The sequence below is a fragment of the Candidatus Saccharibacteria bacterium oral taxon 488 genome, from assembly GCA_013099015.1.
In the GTDB taxonomy this organism is placed as follows: Bacteria; Patescibacteriota; Saccharimonadia; order Saccharimonadales; family Saccharimonadaceae; genus Nanosynbacter.
In genome coordinates this window covers 52,472-71,954 of sequence record CP039998.1, presented here as the reverse complement: position 1 = coordinate 71,954, position 19,483 = coordinate 52,472, and the positions used below count along the sequence as shown (strand labels likewise).

General features: G+C 50.3%; 18 protein-coding genes. 5 read left to right on the top strand and 13 right to left on the bottom strand.

Going from position 1 to position 19,483, the window contains the following annotated elements; genetic code table 11:
• Nucleotides 1–36: 36 nt before the first annotated feature.
• Nucleotides 37–2,607 (bottom strand): DNA polymerase I, encoded by a 2,571-nt coding sequence (gene polA, locus FBF29_00365; GenBank protein QJU07167.1) that lies wholly within the window; start codon nt 2,605–2,607, stop codon nt 37–39.
• A 54-nt stretch (nt 2,608–2,661) separates the two neighbouring features.
• Here polA and FBF29_00360 point away from each other — a divergent pair, with 54 nt between their 5' ends.
• The 3 genes from FBF29_00360 to FBF29_00350 all read left to right on the top strand — a co-directional run bounded on the left by FBF29_00360 (nt 2,662) and on the right by FBF29_00350 (nt 3,982).
• Nucleotides 2,662–2,940, top strand: coding sequence for a hypothetical protein (locus FBF29_00360; GenBank protein QJU07166.1), 279 nt, complete (start codon nt 2,662–2,664; stop codon nt 2,938–2,940).
• Nucleotides 2,941–3,051: 111 nt separating this feature from the next.
• The gene (locus FBF29_00355) at nt 3,052–3,645 is read left to right on the top strand and encodes a dephospho-CoA kinase (protein QJU07165.1); all 594 of its coding nucleotides are present in this window, start codon (nt 3,052–3,054) and stop codon (nt 3,643–3,645) included.
• Nucleotides 3,646–3,715: 70 nt separating this feature from the next.
• Complete coding sequence (locus FBF29_00350; protein ID QJU07164.1) at nt 3,716–3,982, top strand: hypothetical protein; 267 nt, start codon at nt 3,716–3,718, stop codon at nt 3,980–3,982.
• Between the two features lie 3 nt (nt 3,983–3,985).
• Here the strand turns inward: FBF29_00350 and rpoD are convergent, their stop codons facing one another.
• Nucleotides 3,986–4,951 carry an RNA polymerase sigma factor RpoD gene (gene rpoD, locus FBF29_00345; protein QJU07163.1) on the bottom strand — a complete coding sequence of 322 codons (966 nt, stop codon included), beginning with the start codon at nt 4,949–4,951 and terminating at the stop codon, nt 3,986–3,988.
• Complete coding sequence (gene dnaG / locus FBF29_00340) at nt 4,948–6,681, bottom strand: DNA primase (protein QJU07162.1); 1,734 nt, start codon at nt 6,679–6,681, stop codon at nt 4,948–4,950. Before dnaG ends, rpoD begins: the two co-directional genes overlap by 4 nt.
• A 54-nt stretch (nt 6,682–6,735) precedes the next feature.
• Here dnaG and FBF29_00335 point away from each other — a divergent pair, with 54 nt between their 5' ends.
• Nucleotides 6,736–7,356, top strand: coding sequence for a hypothetical protein (locus FBF29_00335; protein QJU07161.1), 621 nt, complete (start codon nt 6,736–6,738; stop codon nt 7,354–7,356).
• Between the two features lie 73 nt (nt 7,357–7,429).
• Here the strand turns inward: FBF29_00335 and FBF29_00330 are convergent, their stop codons facing one another.
• The 3 genes from FBF29_00330 to FBF29_00320 all read right to left on the bottom strand — a co-directional run bounded on the left by FBF29_00330 (nt 7,430) and on the right by FBF29_00320 (nt 9,137).
• On the bottom strand, nt 7,430–7,765 hold the full coding sequence (locus FBF29_00330; protein ID QJU07160.1) for an MmcQ/YjbR family DNA-binding protein: 336 nt from the start codon (nt 7,763–7,765) through the stop codon (nt 7,430–7,432).
• A gap of 15 nt (nt 7,766–7,780) precedes the next feature.
• Nucleotides 7,781–8,485, bottom strand: a complete 705-nt coding sequence (locus FBF29_00325) for a hypothetical protein (protein ID QJU07159.1) — start codon at nt 8,483–8,485, stop codon at nt 7,781–7,783.
• 97 nt (nt 8,486–8,582) lie between these two features.
• Entirely contained in the window at nt 8,583–9,137 is a 555-nt protein-coding gene (locus FBF29_00320) for an oligoribonuclease (GenBank protein QJU07158.1), read from the bottom strand.
• A 43-nt stretch (nt 9,138–9,180) separates the two neighbouring features.
• Between FBF29_00320 and pyrH the strand changes: the two genes are divergently transcribed.
• On the top strand, nt 9,181–9,885 hold the full coding sequence (gene pyrH / locus FBF29_00315; GenBank protein QJU07157.1) for a UMP kinase: 705 nt from the start codon (nt 9,181–9,183) through the stop codon (nt 9,883–9,885).
• Nucleotides 9,886–9,978: 93 nt separating this feature from the next.
• On the opposite strand, the gene FBF29_00310 is transcribed toward pyrH, so the two are convergent.
• From FBF29_00310 to FBF29_00280, 7 genes are all read right to left on the bottom strand, one after another.
• Nucleotides 9,979–10,413 carry a hypothetical protein gene (locus FBF29_00310; GenBank protein ID QJU07156.1) on the bottom strand — a complete coding sequence of 145 codons (435 nt, stop codon included), beginning with the start codon at nt 10,411–10,413 and terminating at the stop codon, nt 9,979–9,981.
• A 46-nt stretch (nt 10,414–10,459) separates the two neighbouring features.
• Entirely contained in the window at nt 10,460–11,413 is a 954-nt protein-coding gene (locus FBF29_00305; protein ID QJU07155.1) for a hypothetical protein, read from the bottom strand.
• A 151-nt stretch (nt 11,414–11,564) separates the two neighbouring features.
• Nucleotides 11,565–13,196 (bottom strand): arginine--tRNA ligase, encoded by a 1,632-nt coding sequence (gene argS, locus FBF29_00300; GenBank protein QJU07154.1) that lies wholly within the window; start codon nt 13,194–13,196, stop codon nt 11,565–11,567.
• Between the two features lie 239 nt (nt 13,197–13,435).
• Nucleotides 13,436–15,013 carry a CTP synthase gene (locus FBF29_00295; protein QJU07153.1) on the bottom strand — a complete coding sequence of 526 codons (1,578 nt, stop codon included), beginning with the start codon at nt 15,011–15,013 and terminating at the stop codon, nt 13,436–13,438.
• 285 nt (nt 15,014–15,298) lie between these two features.
• A complete protein-coding gene (locus FBF29_00290; protein QJU07152.1) occupies nt 15,299–15,697 on the bottom strand; it encodes a pyridoxamine 5'-phosphate oxidase family protein in 399 nt (132 codons plus the stop codon).
• 18 nt (nt 15,698–15,715) lie between these two features.
• On the bottom strand, nt 15,716–16,693 hold the full coding sequence (locus tag FBF29_00285; protein QJU07151.1) for a ribonucleotide-diphosphate reductase subunit beta: 978 nt from the start codon (nt 16,691–16,693) through the stop codon (nt 15,716–15,718).
• 157 nt (nt 16,694–16,850) lie between these two features.
• Nucleotides 16,851–19,235 (bottom strand): ribonucleoside-diphosphate reductase subunit alpha, encoded by a 2,385-nt coding sequence (locus FBF29_00280; GenBank protein ID QJU07947.1) that lies wholly within the window; start codon nt 19,233–19,235, stop codon nt 16,851–16,853.
• Nucleotides 19,236–19,483: the final 248 nt, after the last annotated feature.

Below are 19,483 nucleotides of genomic sequence, written 5' to 3'. Positions count from 1 at the left end.
TACCATATTCTGCCAGTTTTGCATTTATTGCCTCGGCTACACCTCGTCCCAGTGCAGCCCTACGCCGACATCCACTTTTAGCGCAATCGGCAGTTCCGGACAAATACTTTCCATTTCCGCACGCATCATTTCGCCGACTTGCTCAGCATCTTCCGCTCGACACTCCACCAAAATCGAGTCGTGAACCTGCAAAATTGGCTCGGCCAGCCCAGCCAATTTGTCCTCCAGCCGAATCATCGCCAGCTTCATCAAATCCGCTTCCGTGCCCTGAATTGGCATATTCATCGCCGCCCGCTCGGCCGCCGAACGCACCATAAAATTGCTCGACTTGACGTCGGGCGTTGGCCGCCGCCGGCCAAAATAGGTCTCAACAAATCCTTGTTCGCGCGCTTGAACTAAAATTGTATCCAAATAGTGGCGGATTGGCTGGCGCACCGTAAAATAGTGTTCAATAAACCGCTTCGCCTCAGTAAAGGTCATACCGGTAGCTGCCGCCAGCCCGTGCGGACTCATGCCATACAGTACGCCAAAGTTGATCACCTTGGCCGCACGACGCTGTGCTTTTGTCACCTGCTCCATCGGCACACCGTAGGTCTCGGCCGCCGTCTTGGTATGAATATCAACGTCGCTATTAAAATCGTTAATTAACTGTTCGTCACCCGCCAGCACCGCCGCCAGTCGCAGTTCAAATTGCGAATAATCGGCACCAACAAACACCTTGCCCTCACTCGGCACAAACGCCTGGCGAATTTTCCGACCTAGTTCCGTGCGCACCGGAATGTTCTGTAGGTTAGGATTTGTGCTGCTCAGCCGCCCAGTGCTGGTGACGTCTTGATTAAACGTGGTGTGAATCCGCCCGTCCTCGGCCACCAATTTCGGCAGCGCTTCAATGTAGGTACTGATCAATTTAGTCAGCTCCCGGTACCGCTCAATTAGCTCAATAATTGGGTGTCGGCCACGCAGTTTATCCAGCTCTTTCTGCCCCGTTGAATAGCCCGTTTTACCTTTTTTGATACCGGTCGTCGGTAGCTGCAATTTTGTAAATAACACCTCAGACAACTGCGCCGGACTAGCAGCGTTGAACTCACGCCCAGCCATCGCATACATTTGTTGTTCAAGCTGACCAACCTCCGACCTCAGCTCCTCACCCATCCGCTCAAGCAGCGCCGTGTCCAGTTTCATACCACGCTTTTCCATCTGAAACAGCGGCCAAATCACCGGAAAATCAAACTCGCGAAGCACCCTGGCAATCTGTTGATGCGTCGCCATATAATCCTGCTGCTGGCGGTAAATCTGGCGTAGTCGTGCCAGCTGCCGCGACGCGGAATTATCCTCAGAAAAATCACCGGCCAGCGCTGCCATACTACGATCGCGCCTGAGTGGATCAATCAAAAACGCCGCCTGCCCAACATCCCAGACCTCATGAAACCGCACCGTCACGTTATGGGCGTCTAGCGTGTGATACAGTACCTTGACATCCGCCGCGATCACCACGCCCTGCGCCAACGGTTGCCAAATCGACCAGCCAATTTCACTAACCTTTGCGCGCCACGCCACGCCAGGCTTGGAATTAATATACACCGTGTCCGGCTCTAAGGGGTCAATATAGATAATATTTTCCGCCTCAAACAGCGGCTCAGCCGGCAAATCTTCGACGCGCGGCAATTCCAGTTCCACCGTCTCTACTACCTCATCCACCGCCTGCATCGTCTTTGGCAGCCGCCCGATCAGCGAATGAAACTCCAATTTCCGCAAAATTTCCGCCACCCGAGCAAAGTCGCAGTCGTTAACATCCGCCACCTCCCAGTCCAATTCCACCGGCGCGTCCGTCCAAATTTCTGCCACTTGCTTGGTCAAATACGCCGACTCGCGGCCCGCTTCAAGCTTTGTCCGCAAAGCGCCTTTTTGCTCGTCCAAATGTGCATACACCCCGTCCAGCGTGTCATATGCTTGCAATAATTTCACCGCTGTCTTTTCACCAACGCCCGGCACGCCCGGCAAATTGTCACTCGAATCACCTTTCAGCGCTTTCAAATCCAAAAACTGGTCCGTCCGAATACCATATTTTTGTTCAAAATATTCCGCCGTAAATTCCTCAATATTCCTCAGACCATTTTTCATGGCGTACACTTTGGTGAGGGGCGACACCAATTGCAGCGCATCCAAATCCGATGTTAGCAGACAGGTTTGCACGCCGCGCGCCTCCGCTTGCTTGGCAAACGCACCCATGATATCGTCCGCCTCATAATCATCTAGCTCATACAGCGGCCAGCCAAAGGCGTCCAGCAACTCCATCAAAATCGGAATTTGCTGATAAAAATCATCGGGTGCCGGTTTGCGACCCGCCTTGTACTCTGGATATAATTCTCGCCGCTTACGAATGTTGGTGCCGCGCTTGTCCCACGCCACCGCCACATAATCCGGTTCCAATTTCTTAATCAGCTCAATAGCCAAACTCACAAACCCATACACTCCGCCAGTCAGCGTACCGTCCGCCGTACTCAGCCCCGGCATGGCATAATACCCTCGGTAAAACACTGATTTTCCGTCGATAACTGCCAAACGCTTCATATATTTAATTATATCAAAGTCTAGCCCTAGCCTCATAAGGCTTACCGTATATACTTGCAAAAAGTTAAATTATATGCTAGAATAATTACCATGGAAGATAGTAAAGATACATTACCACAAAGACAAACAATAGAAACCGGAGATCGCACGAAAGGTTCGTCTCAAGATCTTGGCAAGGTTGCCCTGGAGGCTGCCCAACCAGACGGTCAATATACAAAGAAACGCAAGGACAGCCTTGATGGTGTCGATATCGAAGATTTGATGCAGCCCACCCATGTAGATCAAAATGCTGCTAGGCTGGCAGCCGCAGAGCAAGCCGTGTACACGAACGACCTTCATGATCTTGAAGATCCTCAGGGATCTAAATAGTCAACTAATTAATAATCCGGCAGGCGACGAGCAGCTCATAAAAGATCAGTGTAGCCGGCCAATAGCTACACCCGTTTGCCAACCGGCTAAGAAGTTGTTACAATAATCCCCATGAGTACAAGCGAACATAGCTGCAAAATCATCGCCCTGGTCGGTCTGGCCGGCAGCGGCAAAAGTTCGGCGGTCGAATATTTCACCAAAAAGGGCATTCCAAAAATTTACTTTGGTGGCATCATCTACAAAGCCATGGAAGAGGCCGGCATTGAACCAACGTGGGATAATCAACAAAAATTCCGCGAGGAAATTCGCCGACGCGAAGGCAAAGATTTCGTGGTCAAGCGCGTTGTCAAATCCGCGCATGACTTGATTGACGCTGGTCAAAAACTCATCGTCCTGGACGGTTTGTACACCTGGAGTGAATATAAAATCCTCAAGCACGAATTCCCTGGTCAGATGTCCGTCATCGCCGTTGTCACACCAAAACACCTGCGCTATCAACGCATGGCCAAACGCCCCGAGCGGCCGATGCAGCCACGCGAAGTTGACCAACGTGATTGGTCGGAAATTGAAAATTTGGAAAAAGGCGGGCCAATCGCCATTGCCGACTATTTCGTGACAAACGACCGCGGACTGGACGAGCTATACGCGCAGCTGGAGGCCGTCACTCACCACGAGCATTTTTGCAAGGCACCTGAACAGTGCTAAGCCCTGTGAAAGGATATCATTGTATCGCTCATACTTGCATAAAAGTATGCTATATGCTATAATTTGGTTCATGAGCAAAGCAGAACTACCTACACCCGAGCAAACATTAAACGCCGAACCACTCCCGGAGAAAAAGGTGCGAAGTATAGGCGACACCACCGTGCAGGTAAGCAGCGGCGAAGCTGACCAGTCAAGTCAAACACCGCCCATGGAATCCCGTTCTTTCACGAAGCCAGTAGAGACAGGAGGTGTACCACCACTGGATCTACGAAAAGTCCCGTCCACAGAGTACACATTAGTCCGCGAAAAAGCAGTAGCTAAGCAGCGGCAAGAATGATAGTTAGCTCAAATACTCATACAACTTCTTAGCATCTTTGTGCTTCCTCAGCTTCGCCAAAGCCTTCGCTTCAATCTGACGAATTCGTTCACGCGTCACGGCAAATTGTTGGCCGACTTCCTCGAGCGTATGGCTTTTGCCGCCATTGTCCAGCCCGAACCGCATACGCACAATCTTTTGCTCGCGATCAGACAGGCTCGACAGCACCTCGGCGACCTTTTCCTTCAACAGCTGATTAGTCGCTGATTCTTCTGGCGAAATCGTATCTTCATCCTCGATGAAATCACCCAGCACCGAATCTTCCTCGTCACCATCACGCCCGATGCCAGCATCCAAACTCGACGTCTCTTGCCGAATTTTATTGATGTACTCAATTTTTTCTGGCTCCATGTCCATTTCCTTGGACAGTTCTTCTATTGTTGGCTCGCGGTTCAGCTCCTGAGTAAGCCGTCGCTGCGTCCGCACCAGCTTGTTAATTGTCTCGATCATATGTACGGGGATGCGAATCGTCCGCGCCTGATCAGCGATCGCCCGGGTAATCGCCTGGCGAATCCACCACGTCGCGTAGGTCGAAAACTTAAAGCCCTTGTCCGGATCAAACTTCTCCACGGCGCGCAGCAAGCCAGTATTGCCCTCCTGGATCAAGTCCAGAAAATCCAACCCACGGCCCGAATACCGCTTGGCGATCGACACCACCAAACGCATGTTCGCCTCGGCCATCTTGTCCTTGGCCTTCTTATCGCCCTCAATGATCCGCCGTGCCAGCTCCATTTCCTCGTCCGAGCTTAACAGCGGGATTTTACCAATCTCACGCAGATACAACCGCACCGAATCGTCCGAAATGTCATCCAGATACTGGCCAGCGCTCAACGCCTCGAGATCTTCTATCTCCTCGTCATCATGTACCGCCGTCAAATCTGGCTCAAGTGGATCGTCATTGGTCGGGGTGTATTGCTGGTCGTTGTTCACGCATTCTCCTTAATCAGTGCGTTCAGCTGCTGCCGCAAGATGCGCGCCCGCGCCTCATCGCTGAGCTCCTCAGCCTCACGCAAATCTTCTAATAATTGTTGTTTTTTTGTGTCGCGGTGTTTACGTATCAATTGCTTTACCAAACGCGCCATTTCACTGTCCAGAGCTTCTGGTTCCCAGTCCATGTAGCGGCGTTCACTTTTTAACTGTACTATTTTCACATACTGCTCAAATTTTTGCAAGGGGCGTGGCAACTTTTCTCGATCAAGTAGCGGCTCAGCTTGCAGCGCCGTCACCACTGCTCGAGCTGGCTCATCCAAGCTTGCCGCCTCAAGCGCCCCAACCCAGCGCCGGGTCGACGGCTGACTGAGCGCTAGACCAACGATGATGTCCGCTAATTCATCACGAGGTTTACCTGGAGTCACCTTTTCAACCTTTGGTTTTTTGAGCTGAGCAGGCGGCGTTGATCTCTCAGCGCCAAGCTTTGCCCGCAAGGCCGCGAGGCTAGCGCCAGTTTCTTTAGAAATCACCGTCAAATAATGCTCTTGTTCCACCGGATCTTTTAGGCCGCGCACGATTCTCAGTGCAGTTGTCGAAAACCGCCGCTTGCCTTCGGCCGTCGCCAAATCTTCCATCTCGGCGTGCCGAGCGATCACCCAGTCCACCGCCGGCTGCGCCCGCTCAACCGCCGCTTGCCATAACGCTACGTCTTTTTGGATCAATTCGTCTGGATCTTTTACGTCATCCGGCAGGCTCACCACCTCTAATTCCACACTAATTTCCTGCGCCAAATTGATCGCCCGCTCCGTTGCGCTCACGCCCGCCCGGTCGCCATCAAACGCCAAACGAATCCGCCCCGCCAACCGGCTCAGCGCCTTCAGATGTTGCAGTGTCATCGCTGTCCCCGCCGTCGCCACTACGTTTTTAATGCCAGCTTGATGGCTACTAACCACATCCAAATTCCCCTCGACAATCACCGCCGCGTCGCTTTTACGAATCGCCTCTTTCGCCTGATACAGCCCAAAAATATGGCGCGATTTATCAAATAGCAGTGTCTGCGGCGTATTCAGATACTTTGGCGCCCTGGGGTCATCACGAATAATTCGCCCCGTAAAGCCAACCACCTCGCCGCTGCCGTCGCTCAAGGCCACCATCATCCGCCCCCGAAACAAGTCGCCGCCAAACCGATTCACCAGCCCCGCATCAGCCAGTTCTCGGCGCGAAAACCCCCGCTTCTCCAGCGCTTTGGTCAGCGCATCGCCCTGATCCGGCGCATAGCCAATGACAAAATCACCGATCGTCTGCCGATTCAGCCGCCGTTTTTTCACCGCGTATTCCAGTGCCGCCGAATTTTTCACCAAATTTTGCTGATAAAAATTCGCCGCCAATTTCAGCGCTTCCCGCGCCCGCGCCCGCCGTTTGGCCGTCCGTCCATCACCATGAGAAAACAAACTCAAATCTACGCCCGCCTTGCGCGCCAAATGCTCCAGTGACTGGCGAAAATCCATCCCCTCCACCAGCATCACGAACGTAAAAATATCGCCACCCTTACCCGAAGAAAAATCATGCCAAATCTGTTTTTCCGGACTCACCATAAAACTTGGAGTCCGCTCATCGGTAAACGGACTCAGCCCCTTCAGGTTACGGCCCGCCCGCTTCAGCTGAACATATTCACCGATCACATCCTCAATATTCAGCCGCGCCCGCACTTCTTCCTTGGCATCATTCATGATTTTTATTATATCACTCTTTACCTCTGTTGTTGTTTATGCTTTAATGGGTATATGCAGCCACACAATGACTATGACGTGCCAACCGGTATCGATTATCTCAATCAAATTTCTGCACCGCCAGCGCCGCAAGGCTTTGATAAAAAGTCAAAGATTATCTTGCTCGTTCTCGGTATCATCGGACTGCTCGGTCTGGTCTTTATCATCAACGCCGCCCAAAACGCCTCCCGCGGCCCCTCATTAAATAATCTCATTGCTCGTCTACAAAAACTCCAAACCGTCTCCGAGAAATTTACTTCCCGCCTCAAATCCAGCCAACTCCAAGACGCCAATAGCTCGCTCACGGCCGTACTCACCACTGCCAATAAGTCCATCGAAACACTGGCCGCCGCCCAGAATATCGACGTCAAAAAAGACCTCAAAAACATCACCGCGCTCGACCCACCAACAAAACTCGAGGAAAAATTTGAGGAGGCCTATCTCAACGCCGACCTCGACAACACCTATGCCTACACCATGAATACCGAGCTGGCTGATACGCTGTTGATGATGAATCGCATCAAGGAGGGCTCGCGCAGCAAGAGTACAATTGAATTTCTCGAAAAAACTATTTCCGACCTCACCAACGTGCGTAAACAGCTCATGGCGATCACCGGTGATTCGGAAAAATCATAAGTTTTATTCACTCTGTCACCAGCTGGAACAAATCAGCGCTACTTTTCTCAGCGATTAACCCCTGCTGCCTTACTTACTCCGCCACCAGCTGATAACTTAGCCGCGCCAAATCAAAAATTTCTTCATCACTCAATTGTCCCGAACAAATGATGGTATTCCAATGCTTCTTATTGAGGTGATAGCCCGGTAGCACTGTTTCGTATTTTTCCCGCAAATTCTCAGCCAATAACGGATCACATTTCAGACTGACCCTGAGCGGCTTTGAGCCTTCCGCCACTAATGCTACCATTTTCCCCGCACCGTCATTACTCTTGCCAAACTTATACACCGCAACATCCTCGCCAAACGGATAATCCAGCCACACACCGGGCAAACTGAGGATAAACTCTTCAAATTGTTTATGGGTCATACTCTCAGTATACAATCACAGCGTCTTAAGAGCAATTTTCTCAGCAATGTCCCGCGTCGCGCCAAATCGACTCGCGGCATTCACCGCCACAGCCGCCATACCGCGAAGCGCCGCTCGTGTTCGCGCCCTGAGAATATCTCGCCTTGTCAAACCCTTTTGTTGATCCCGCTCTGATTGCCGCGCTAATCGGATTGCCCGGCCCGCCAGCGCCAAGCCTCGCTGCTTGTCACCCACTAGACTTTCAATCATACTCCAGCGAGATACCATATTTATTTCATACTGGTCAGCGTCCTCTTCTTTAGAAAGCTGATTTACTTGTGCCATGTCCTGCTCGGCCTGCCGCGTCATGAGCCGCGCCTTATCTGCCAACGCTTCATCCCGACCCTCCGCTAACAGATACGCCCTTAAAGCAAACACACCAACATACGATGCCGTGGCCGACCGCTCGCGTAGCGTCTCAACTCCAGAATTCTCATTGACCGCTGTATCGTGAATATCATATGCCTGATCAATATAGTTGAGCGCCGCGTCAGTTTGACCCAAGCGATCGCTCGCGGCGGCCATATTGCGATATACCTCCCCTAGCAGCGGCTCGTTACCCCCGCCATGCAACTCCTCCGTTGCCAGCGCATTCTCGCCAAGCCGCACAGCCTCATCAAAATGACCGCGCGAAATCTCATTCGTTAGCCCGGTCATATATTGCTGTAGCTCAGAACTCATTGCACACATTTTCGTCAACTCCTTTTATCAGGAGATTATCAGATAAGTACACTCTTGTCAAATAACTCAGCGACCATGAATATGCCAGCTGGTAGACCTAGTTCTTCACTTTCTTCAAATAATATTGTAATTCTTGAATACTACCGCGAATATCCTCCAGCGCCCGATGATCCTCTGGTTTAGCAAACTTTTTGCCGTACTTGCCCTCAAACACCACTTTCCAAGCACTGACATCCAGCATCCGGTAGTGGAGGCGTTTCGAAAATTTCTTGAACCAATGGTCAATAAAGCGCCGGTCTTGATGGATCGAATTGCCCGCCAATAAAATTGGTGTGTCATCGAAATGCTCATCCAAAAATGCTAGGATATCGCGCTCGAGCTGCGCCTTGGCTGTCTTGGTAGTCTTGTTTTGCGCCATCAACTGCTCACGCGCAGCCGCACCGTCACCGTACCAAAACGACTTATTCTTATCAAATCGTGCTTGCATTTTCTTGCTGCACCAATGCGCCGCACCCTCAAAACGAGCAATCTCGGTGAATTCCCAGTCGGTCACAATCATCGCCACCTCAATCGGAAAATCGTCCACCGGATCTAGCCCCGTCATCTCCATATCCAGCCATAAAATTAGTTGTGGCTTGAATTTCGCTTTCATGTTTCTATTTTACCACTTTTTGGCAGCGTGCTACACTAAAGTCATGACCAAACGTATCCTTCTCAAATTATCCGGCGAGCAGCTCCAGGGCGAGTTCGCCAGCGGCTTTGATCCCAAGCGGGCTCGTTGGATCGCCGAACAAATCAAACCAGCACTAAAAACTGGCGCTGAAATCGTCATCATGGTTGGCGGCGGTAATTACGTCCGCGGCAACCAAATCATCGGCCACGGTATCCAGCCCGTCTCAGCCCACAATATCGGCATGCTCTCTACTCTAATGAACGCCATCGCTCTAGCCGACGTTTTTAATGACGCCGACCTACCGACCCGCGCGCTCTCTACTGTTGAGGTCAATCAATTCATCGACCAATACACCTTCCGCCGTGCTCTTAGTCATATCAAAAAGGGCCGTATCGTCATCGTTGCCTGCGGCACTGGCCGGCCCTTCCTGACTACCGATACCGCCGCTCTCAACCTCGCCCTAGAGATGCAGTGCGACATTGTGATCAAAACAACGAAAGTCGACGGCGTATATGATAAGGATCCGGTGAGATTTCCAGACGCTGTTAAGCTTGATCAGCTATCATACCAGGACGTCCTCACTAACCCCGATATCGCCGTCATGGACAAGGCCGCTATCGGCCTGGCTATGGACGAGCACATCCCAGTTGTCATCTGCGACCTGCTCACCGACGGCAACATCGCCCGGGCCGCTCGCGGCGAGACAGTCGGTACACTGATTTCCTAGCCTGCTGAGTACGGTACGCATCTTGTTCCAGCATGAATCGTTTTACAAAAAAATCCGCCGTATTTATCCGGCGGATCTGTTTTTAAGGCCCAATTAGTCTTTTTTCTTGTCTAATTTATCCAGCTTCAAAAAGTGAATAATCGCATACACCACAAACGCCACCGCTAACAAAGTGATCAGCGAGCTAACAAACGCACCGTACAGGAATTCACCCTTGCGACCAGCAATCTCAACAGAGAATGATGCTGCCTGCAGGCCTTCCTGCGAGCCGACAATCAGCTGCACCAGCGGGTCGATGAACGCCGTCACCAACTTTTTCACGGTATCGCCAGCCGCTGTACCGATCGCCAGACCGACAGCCAAGCCAACCACGCCCTGCTCGCGAATAAATGTCATAAAACCGCCGCCATGACCTTTGACTGCTGCTGCCTTTTCTTTCAGTGCTGCCACGCTTGGTTTTTTCACAATTGATTTCTTAGCGGTCGTCTGTTTAGTAGTCGCCTTTTTGGCTACTTTTTTCTCTGCCATAAAAACTCCTTTGCGTTAAGTAATATCTTGATTGTAGCATAAAACTTTACAAATTATCTAAAAGTTTTCTGGCTGCAGCGAGTTTACCGTTGCGCAGGCTATTTGGTGGATTTTCCTCGTATAGTTTAATAGCCCGCCAGGCAAGTTCCTTGTTTTCTGTCTGTCTAGCAATTTTTCGCATGATATCTGGCAAAAATAACTTATTTTTCGATTTGTCGTCTGGGACCAGGCTCTCGTCCACCATAGCCGCCAAATCGATTACTTCGTCATATTTTCCTGCCAATATTAGCCGACGGCACAACTCATCGACTTCCTTCAGGCCATTTCGCGAGTCAACATCAAGATATAACCCTGATAATTCCGACAGCTCTTTACTCGCTGTTTCGATATCACCCGACCCCACTTGTCGGGCAGCATTGTACTGCTGAATCAACAACATACGCCCCGGTACTGAGGGTAATGTTAAGAATTGTAATATCCGATTTCGAGGCTTATGTTCATGAGATTGTGCTACGTCAATAGCATCAAATGATAGCCATGGCCTTGAGCTCATAAACTTTTGCCTATCGATCGACGGTGGTAGTCGTTTCAAGAGTTCCCCTGAAAAAAATGTATTCACTGCCCGCAACTCACCCATTGCTAGCTGGTCAAGCGGGTTGGGCGCACCGCTGCCAATTACGCCGGTCATATCACAACATAGCTCCTCCGTCGCCACATCGAGCAAAAAAGCTCGCCTACTACTCCAATCAAATAGTGTCACCATGGCATGCTGATTCGCATAACTGACAAAATGCTCAATGCCGAGCTGCTCCAGACACTCTGACGCAATAATGACATGGCCAAAACAATTTGTAGCCTCACGATTGGCAACTTTAGCTGCATCGAGTGGTGGTGAGTCAGCCAAAGTCGGAGCAAAATCCACCGTTTGTCGTACCACCCGTGCTATGTCCACTGCCGCCTTCGTTGCAGCATCATACGTCTGCGGAGACTGTTCATACACCGCACGAATCAACTTCAGCTGCGCTGCGAGTCTAATAAAAGTTCACGTCGTAGTCCTGGCTCAGCCTTAACTAATTGCCGTTTAGGCGTCATCAAATTAGCAGAAAGATACTCTTCCATCTCTGATGTATCATACAATATTTACTAATATTTTACAATTTATCAGGGGCGACGATACCAAGAATGGTGAGTCCCGCCTTCAAGATATCAGCATACACCGCCACCAGACCGACGCGGTGCGCTTCTTTATCGCTGCCGACAACTTGATTTTTCTCGTAATAGCGGTTGAACTCCTGCGCCAGTTCAAACAGGTAGGTGCAAATATGATGCGGCTCCAAACTCTCAGTAGCGCGGTTAACCGCCCCCGTATATTCACTCAATTTCCTGACCAATAGCCGATCTTCGTCGAATAATTCCTTCGGAAATGCAACTGCTTGCTCAGATTTCGCCAAAATTCCTCGCGCCCGAGCGTGTGCATATTGCAGATAGCTACCGGTGTTACCTGTCAGACTGACCGCGTCATTGATATCAAATACCACGTCGCTACCAATTTTCACCTTCAAAAATTGATAACGCAGCGCACCCGCCACCACCTCGTCAGTCGGCTCACCGCCAGCTTGGGTGATGGCTTTCTTGAACTCGTTAAACAGCCAGTCAATGGTAATCACCTCGCCGGTACGCGAACTCATCTTGCCGGTTGTTAATTTGACCAGGCCAGTCGCATAATTAAACAATTTACCTTTCAATTCTGGAATTGCCAGTTCACTAGCCGCGATCACCCCACGGAAATACGCCGCCTGCTCTTCGCCGTTGACAGTAATCGATAAGTCCAAGTTTGGATAATCTTGGTGCTTTAGCTGAATTAACCCCATGTCGTGCGCGCCGTACAAACCGTTACCGTGCGAACCGATGAATACGTTATCAAACGCACCATATTGACTGCCCTTGAAAATATATGCACCATCAGACTTCGTAAAGACCTCTGGGGTTTTTGCTTTGATCAAGGCTTTGCCTGGCACTTCAGTCTCGCTCTCGACATAACGCCGCTCAATTGGCACATTACCCAGCCGCGCCACATTGGCATCAATTTCATCAAAACTCCAAGCCTTACAAATCTCATACACCTGCTTGTACAGCGGATCATCCAGCACAAACGATTGCTTGGCTAGTTCATCAATTTCTGCTCGCGCCTCCGGCGATTCCTTAGCTGCTCGTGCGCCTTCGACGTACATACGGCTCATAAATTCATTGCGCTTGTCAGCCGGAATAGCGTCTAGCTTACTGACATCGCCGTCAATTTCGCGAAGAATTGCCCACATACTCTTGCCGACATGCGTGCCGACGTCGCCATGGTAACTCACTCGGTGTACCGACGCACCATCCACCGCCAGCAAATTCGCCATGGTGTCCGCCAAAATCGCATTCAGCGCATGGCCAATGTGCATGGCCTTAAACGGATTTGGGCAATTGGTTTCAATGACCACTGTTTTTCCTGCACGATTAGTCGCCGGTCGCACTTTCAATGACTCAAGCACCACTTGGTCACTTAACGTCACGTTGATAAAGCCCGGCCCAGCCACGCTAACCTCACTCAACTCCTGGTGGCCGCGCAGCTCTTCAGCAATCGCCTCGGCAATCTCACGCGGATTTTTGCCCAGTGGTTTCGCCAACTGCAGCGCCACGTTCGTCGCAAAGTCACCAAACTTTGGATCGGGACGCGTCAACTGCACCGATACATCTTGATCAAAAAGTTGCTTCACCGCCTGAGAAATAATCTGTTCCATACCTTCCAGTATAGCAGACGGCAAGCAGTTTTACTCCTGACCCATTTCTTCCAGCTGCAGCAGCGTCACCGAACTCGGACTCGAGCCCTTGACGTGACGCAAAACATACCCAAGCGCCGAGGCATCGTCATGACTCAGCGTCGTCTTATCAAGCGGATCCTGCATTTCAATTGTTTCTTCAGCCATTTTTATTCCTTTTTATTTTAGGTACTATCTGGCTGTATGTTAGCATAAGTTTTTTACTTTGTCAAGCTAGCTCGAATCAGCCCGTCAAATAGCGGATGCGGGCGGAACGGACGCGACTTAAATTCAGGGTGAGCTTGCGTAGCTACGAAATACCGATAACGGGGCGCTTCGACAAATTCCACCAGCTGACCGTTCGGCGACGTGCCAGAAATCACGAGGCCGCCCCGCTCAATCGCTTGAACAAAATCTTGATTCACCTCGTAGCGATGGCGGTGCCGCTCAATTACCTCTATTTTACCATACATTTTAGCCGCAAGCGAACCAGATTTCAGCACCGCCGGATAATCGCCGAGGCGCATCGTACCGCCGGTCGACTGCTTGCCCTGCTGGCCATCCATGATGTACACCACATTCGCGCCAGTCTCAGCGCCAAACTCTTCACTGTTAGCATTCGCTACGCCGCCCAAACGCGCCGCCGCAATAACCGCCGCCTGCAAACCGAGACAAATTCCTAGATACGGCTTGTTGTTTTTTATACAATATTCAGCCGCCTTGATCTTACCCTCCACGCCGCGTGTACCGAAACCACCCGGCACCACGATAGCGTCAACGCTGGCAAAATCAGCTTCGCTCGCCGTCTCGGCATTAATCCACTTGATAGAAATCTCGCTTTTGTTCGCCCAAGCGGCAGACTTTAGCGCCTCGGTCACCGATAGGTAGGTATCAGAATTATCAATGTATTTAGCCACCAGGCCGACGGTTACCCGCTTGGCATATTCAGTAGTATCGCGCTGAGCCAGACGTTTCCATCGCTGTAAATTCGGCTCTACTGAATTGTCGGTAAATTCGCCCAATAACTTGCCCAAATCACGGTACACCGTCAATGGTACTTCATATACCGTATCGACATTTGGCATCATAATAATTCCCTCACGGCGCACGCCAGACGAAATAGCAATTTTTTCGCCGATACTGCGCGGCGGCTTGTCATGACCCTCAGTCCGGACTGCCACCACATCCGGCATAATGCCAAAACCGCGAAGATCCGCCAGCGCATTCTGAGCCGGCTTGGTCTTATATTCGTGCGACGCCTCCAAAAACGGCACGTACACCACGTGCACAAACAGGCAATTTTCCCGCCCCACATCCAGCGCAAAACCGCGAATCGCCTCGATAAAACTCAGGCCTTCGTAGTCGCCGACCGTACCGCCAATTTCCACGATGTGGACGTCGCCCTCGGCCGCCTCGCAGATAGCCGCCTTGATAGAATTAGTCAAATGCGGCACCATCTGTACCGTCTGGCCGCCAAATTTACCAACCCGCTCATCGGCGATCAAATCGCGCAGCAGCCGACCCGACAGCGTAGTGTTTTTCCGCGTTAGTTCCAAATCCAAAAACCGCTCGTAGTGGCCCAAATCCAAATCGGTCTCGGCACCGTCTCTGGTCACAAAGCACTCGCCGTGCTCTTTCGGGTTCAGCAGTCCAGCATCAACATTCAGATACGGATCGCACTTTTGTGCCGACACAGCGATGCCTTTAGCCTGCAGCACCGCACCGATACTTGCCGCCGTGATCCCTTTACCTACACCAGACAACACGCCACCAGTTACGAAAATAAACTTCCTCGTCATTGCTTCTCCATTATTCTAATTAAAAGAGGCGCCGAATTGACGCCCTTTTATTTCTACTCACAACCATCGCAAATCGTCAGACTTGCCGGATCAATGGGCGCAGCAACACTACTATTCGCCTTGGCCTGCTCGTCAGCTACCGCCTGCGCTGCCTGCATCGCCGCATCAATAGCACTCAGCTTTTCTTCCAGAGACATGTCATCAGTAATAATTTGGGCTGCATTCATTCTTATTTTCCCCTATATTTAGTATAGCCTTATGGCTATTGTACGCTAGTGATAGCGCTTACGCAATAAAATGCAGCCGATTTTCCGTTGTGGTTTTTTCATCAAGCTGGCCAATCGGCATAGCGTAAAACTGCGGCCTGTCAACTTGGGGCATAAAGTTGCCCAGCTTCTTGGCGTACGCCTTCTGAGCAGCCGCCAACTCCGCTTCGTCAACGATTTCCCGAACAGTTGTCGTCAAAAATACCGCATTTTTCTGGTCATCCCAAACCACAAACTCTGCCTTGCCGGTACGAAAGGCGTTGTGCGCGTGACGTGATGTTGGATCTGACACCCAAATGATCATGTCATCCAGCCGCGCAAAATGCAGCGCCGTTACCAGCGGTGTGCGGTCACGATTGACCGTCGCAAGCGCCCCTACCTCTACCGTATCTAAAATCTTTATTGCTAATTTGTTCATCGTAACTCCTCGCTAGTCCTATTTCGTGGTATTTACTTCATAGCTGGTATTAGTGCTTTCAAAGAAATTGACCAACTCCAAAGTGTCGTTTGCGGTAGCCATCCATTTGGCGGGGTTGGCCACATTGTACTCCGGCTCAAACCCAAGCTCGACCAGGCGGCGGTCGGTCATGTGCATGACGTATTGATTGACATAATCAGCGTTCAAGCCCAGGATTCCCTTTGGCAGCATATCCTTGTTGTACTCTTTCTCCAGCTCAACCGCCTGCAAGATAAGGTTGCGGATTTCCTCAGCAAATTCCTGGGTTTGCAGTTCTGGGTTTTCGTCCAAAATAGTCAGCAGCAAATTAATACCAAAGGTCAGGTGTAGGTTCTCATCCTTGGTGATCCAGTCTAGCAGCGTACCGACATTGCGCAGCAAGTTGCGCTGGCGGAAACTCATGCCGACCATAAAGCCCGAGTAGAACCAAATGCCTTCCAGCACAATGTTATAGGCCACCAGTGAGCGGACAAAGTCTTTTTTACCCTCCAGCGTGTAGATATCAAGGTTTGGATCGAGCATCACATCCAGGTGCTTGTTCTGGAAATCTGCCTTGTCAGCCAGCGATTTTTTGCCAAAGCCCGCCGCGTAAATCTCCTCACGATCAAACGGAAACGTCTCGATGATGTATTCAAAGGTCATGAAGTGGTTGGCTTCTTCCCACATCTGTTTTGACAGATAGAGCTGCGCTTCAGCGGCGTTAACATATGGGTAAATACCAAATGCTAGCGACTTGTTAATCAGTAACTCGTTTGGATTAAGGTAGCTAATTACCGTTTTGAGCGCATGCTTTTCCTCGTCCGATAATTTTTCAAAATCCGCCAAATCCTGTACCAACTGCACCTCGTTAGGAAACCAGGTATTAGCCACTGCTTGGTTGTATAAATCGTATGCCCATGGGTAACGAATTGGGTGCAAGCTTAGCCCATCGCGTAGTCCCGAGCCTAAGATTCCCATTATGCTACCTCCTCAATCGGCAATTCATCCTGTACAGTGCCGGGCAGTGCCTCTTGTACATAATACCGTAGGCCATCCCAATCTGTACTTTGTGTTTCTGTCGATGGACCAGCTCCTTCAAGTCCTGGTAATGTTTCCATATTATTCCTCCTTTATTTTATTTATTAACTTTGGCAAATCCAAACCCGCGCGTTTTAGCGCCAGTTCGAATCTTCTGTTCTGCTAATTTTTCCACCGACACTGTGGTCTGCTCTGATTGATGACGCGGCTTAACGTGCAAGTAGTAAGTCGTTTTCAAACCGCGCCGCCAGGCTTCAGAGTAAATCTCCACATATTCATCAATATCGCGAGTTTCAAGATACATATTGCGGCTAATTGCCTGATCAACCCATTTTTGAGCCCGGGCCGCCACTTCAATGAACGCATATGGGCTTAATTGGAAGCTGGTTTTATACACATCTTTCAGTTTCTGCGGAATAGCGTCAATGTGTTGAATATCACCTTGGTTAGCAAAGACTTCTTCCTTGATGTCATCCCACAGGTTCAGCGCCTTGAGGTCACGCACCAGGTTGTTGTTCACCTCCAAAAACTTACCGTTCAACGTCGAGCGGCTAAAAATCTGCGCAAATTGCGGATCAATCCCCGGCGTCGTTCCCGCCACATGACCGATGTTAGCAGTCGGGGCGATAGCCATCAGCGTGGCATTACGCACACCTTTTTTAACTTTTTTACGCAAACTATCCCAGTCCAGGCGCGTTTTGCGATCAATCTTTACCTTTAGCTTGCGATTATCAGACAATGCATCTAATGTATCAACCGGCAGCAACCCCTTGCTCCAGCCGCTACCGTTATATGTCGGATAACTACCGAGCTTTGCTGCCAAATCCGCCGACTGGTCGATGGCGTGGTAGCTGATGAATTCCGTCAATTGATCGATTAGCTCATACGCTTCGTTCGACTCATAGCAGTAGCCGAGCTTTTCTAACACATCGGTAAAGCCCATAACGCCGATACCAATTGCCCGCGTCTGCTGATTTGAGTGCATCGCCTCTGGAATTGGCGTCTGGGTGATGTCCACCAGGTTATCGAGCTGGCGCGTTGCTGCCCGTGACGCCTCTTGCAAACGATCCCAATCCCAAGTCTTATCCTCACGCAAAAACGCCGACAGATTGATACTAACCAAGTTACAGGTGGCGATATTATCCTTGTCTTGAGGTAAGGTGATTTCCGTACAAAGGTTGGACAAATGAATTGTACCGGTGTTATTATTCAGCGCCCGCACATTGATAGTGTCCTTCCAGGTTAGCCATGGGTGGCTAGTGGCCTGCAGACTAGTCAAAATCTGCTTAAATTGCTGGCGAGCTGACGTCTTCTCAAAAACCCGCAGTTTACCAGCCTCCGCTAATTTGACATACTCTTTGTAGCGTGCGGAAAATTCCTCACCATACAACTCTGGCAAATCTGGCGTTTCCGCTGGATCGAACAGATACCAATCTTGGTGTTTTTGCACCCGCTTCATAAATTCATCAGATATAAATACCGCGGTGTTAGCAAAGCGTGTACGCATGTACGGGTCGCCGGAATTGGAGCGCAAATCAATAAATTGCCCAAAATTAAGATGCCAGTTCTCCATATAAATGGCTGCTGCACCCGCCTTTTTACCCTTACGGCTAACCGCAAACAGCGCCGTATCAATCATCTTCATAAAGGGAATCGGGCCGGTTGATTCGGTATTGGTGGTCTTAACTGGGCTACCAGCTGCCCGCAACTTAGTAAAACCGATGCCGATACCGCCAGTACCCTTGGCGATAAACATGGTGTCGCGCACACTCTTGGCAATTGATTCCATATCATCGTCGACATTTAGTAAAAAGCAGTTAGAGAGCTGCGGGAAGGAGCCGCCAGCATTGACCCGCGTCGAGCCACCCGGCAGATATTCTAACTTACTCATATGTTCATAAAATTCAATCGCGGCCGCAGTTGGATCTGGCTCGTTATAGCTAAGTCCCATAGCGATGCGCATATGCGTAAATTGTGGCGTTTCCAGCGGGTCGCCGCTTTGCTTGCGCAAGGCATAGCGGTTTTTATTGGTCATCACACCGAGGTATTTACTGAGATCGTCGCGCTCTGGCCGTAATGCTTCACCCAATTTTTTCAAATCAAACCGACCATCACTCATCCGCTCATCAAGTAAGCCATCTTTGACCGCCGCTTTAACAAACTTCGGAAACTCCCGTGCATGCAATTTCTTTAATTCGTCTGCCGTCTCGTAATCGCCCAAAATGCTCTTATAGATAGTCTTTAGCAGCAAGCGGGCTGCGATTTTATCATAATCTGGATCATCCTTAACATTCTGTAGTGTCGTCTGGATGACAGCCTGGTCCAGTTGCTCGGTGGTAATCCCGTCAAATAGCGTCAGTTGCAACTCGGTCGCCACCTGCACCACCTTAGAAACCTGATCTGGCAACCCGTCGCAGGCCTTCAAAATCGCCGCGTTAATTTTATTGGCATCAAACGGCTCTTTCGTCCCGTCGCGTTTGATGACGTTAATTTGTTGCACCTATTTCCCTCCTTGATGCTCAGCAAAACTACCGCCGACCTCTCTGCGGTGGCGACTGACACCTCTCGTCTATTTGCTTTTTGTTTAGTACCCTCTACACATTTAGTGTATGTATACTATGATAAAGCACTAGATGTGGCGCGACAAGAGGATTTGTGAATTTTACAATGAAAACAGCTCGCTAACTGATTACTCTCCGCTAACGAGCCACAGAGGCAATCATTAGTAGT

What these genes read in the sequence shown, in the direction of transcription:
- FBF29_00330 (QJU07160.1), bottom strand. Translation starts at nt 7,765, where the DNA reads ATGACCCATAAACAATTTGAAGAGTTTATCCTCAGTTTGCCCGGTGTG.
- FBF29_00310 (QJU07156.1), bottom strand. Translation starts at nt 10,413, where the DNA reads ATGGCAGAGAAAAAAGTAGCCAAAAAGGCGACTACTAAACAGACGACC.
- polA (QJU07167.1), bottom strand. Translation starts at nt 2,607, where the DNA reads ATGAGGCTAGGGCTAGACTTTGATATAATTAAATATATGAAGCGTTTG.
- FBF29_00290 (QJU07152.1), bottom strand. Translation starts at nt 15,697, where the DNA reads ATGAACAAATTAGCAATAAAGATTTTAGATACGGTAGAGGTAGGGGCG.
- FBF29_00335 (QJU07161.1), top strand. Translation starts at nt 6,736, where the DNA reads ATGCAGCCACACAATGACTATGACGTGCCAACCGGTATCGATTATCTC.
- FBF29_00320 (QJU07158.1), bottom strand. Translation starts at nt 9,137, where the DNA reads ATGAAAGCGAAATTCAAGCCACAACTAATTTTATGGCTGGATATGGAG.
- argS (QJU07154.1), bottom strand. Translation starts at nt 13,196, where the DNA reads ATGGAACAGATTATTTCTCAGGCGGTGAAGCAACTTTTTGATCAAGAT.
- FBF29_00360 (QJU07166.1), top strand. Translation starts at nt 2,662, where the DNA reads ATGGAAGATAGTAAAGATACATTACCACAAAGACAAACAATAGAAACC.
- pyrH (QJU07157.1), top strand. Translation starts at nt 9,181, where the DNA reads ATGACCAAACGTATCCTTCTCAAATTATCCGGCGAGCAGCTCCAGGGC.
- FBF29_00285 (QJU07151.1), bottom strand. Translation starts at nt 16,693, where the DNA reads ATGGGAATCTTAGGCTCGGGACTACGCGATGGGCTAAGCTTGCACCCA.
- FBF29_00355 (QJU07165.1), top strand. Translation starts at nt 3,052, where the DNA reads ATGAGTACAAGCGAACATAGCTGCAAAATCATCGCCCTGGTCGGTCTG.
- FBF29_00325 (QJU07159.1), bottom strand. Translation starts at nt 8,485, where the DNA reads ATGAGTTCTGAGCTACAGCAATATATGACCGGGCTAACGAATGAGATT.
- FBF29_00295 (QJU07153.1), bottom strand. Translation starts at nt 15,013, where the DNA reads ATGACGAGGAAGTTTATTTTCGTAACTGGTGGCGTGTTGTCTGGTGTA.
- dnaG (QJU07162.1), bottom strand. Translation starts at nt 6,681, where the DNA reads ATGAATGATGCCAAGGAAGAAGTGCGGGCGCGGCTGAATATTGAGGAT.
- FBF29_00350 (QJU07164.1), top strand. Translation starts at nt 3,716, where the DNA reads ATGAGCAAAGCAGAACTACCTACACCCGAGCAAACATTAAACGCCGAA.